A 963-nucleotide genomic window follows, 5' to 3' on the forward strand; every position below is an offset into this window, starting at 1 on the left:
GACTCCAGGTCGATCCGGGAGGCCGCCGGGGTGCCGGTCGGGGCGAAGACGACCGTCAGCAGGCGCTCCTGGACGGCGACGGTGAGCGCCCGCCGCCGGTCCTCGCCTCTGGCGAGCGTGGCGGCGGAACCGCCCAACCTGCCCTCGTCGAGGAAGGACTGACCGGAGCCGAGGGCCACCGTGCCGGTCACCGACGACACGGTGACCGTGAACGCCGAGGAGGTGCCGGAGGCGGAGACCGGCGGCCGCGCGGTGCTGGTGCCGTCCTCGCCGAACAGGTCCGCGCGGAACAGGTCCGCGCGGAACAGCAGGACGACCAGGGCCGCGCCGAGCAGCAGACCGAGGAATCCGACCGCGGTGGCGCCGGCGCCTTCTGCGGGGTCGCTCGCCCGGGCCGGTCCGGGCGCGGAATCGAGACGGGCCACGGCCACCCGCTCCTCCCACTCCGGGGTCGGGCGCTTGACGATCCTCACCTTCAGCGGCCGGTCCGGCGGGTACTGGACGACCAGGATGCCGCCCGGCCGGTAGTCGGGCAGGTAGGCGACGTTGATGTCCTGGGTGAACTCGACGCGGTACGCGGGTGCGTCGTCCGGTGCGACGGTGAGGTCGAACCTCACCGGTACATCGCTCGCCTCGCCTACGACGGCCTCCCGGCTCTCGATCATCGCGAGGGCCAGGCACGGCGGGACCGCCGCTTCCCCGGCCCGCCTCGGCATGCCGGCGAGGTAGCGGATCAGGACGTAGACCGCGAGCAGGCACGCTCCCCCGACGATCAGCGGCACACTCCCCAGGACGATCCCGACAACGACGCCCGCCAGGAAAACCCCCGTCACACCGCCCGTGAAGAACCCCCGAGCGAGCATGACAGACCTGTTCTGCGTGGGCGGCGGCGCGGCGCCCGTGGTAATCGTCATACGGGCGATTGTGCTGGGCTCAGGTGACCTCCGGTAGGTGTCAGCCCTC

At 72.6% G+C, this 963-nt stretch carries 1 protein-coding gene; it reads right to left on the reverse strand.

Annotated elements, in window-relative coordinates:
* A partial coding sequence (locus PUR61_RS17535; protein ID WP_329879794.1) for a hypothetical protein occupies positions 1 to 914 on the reverse strand: 914 nt, incomplete at its 3' end.
* Positions 915 to 963: the final 49 nt, after the last annotated feature.

This window comes from Streptomyces sp. BE20 (assembly GCF_036322525.1).
In the GTDB taxonomy this organism is placed as follows: domain Bacteria; phylum Actinomycetota; class Actinomycetes; order Streptomycetales; family Streptomycetaceae; genus Kitasatospora.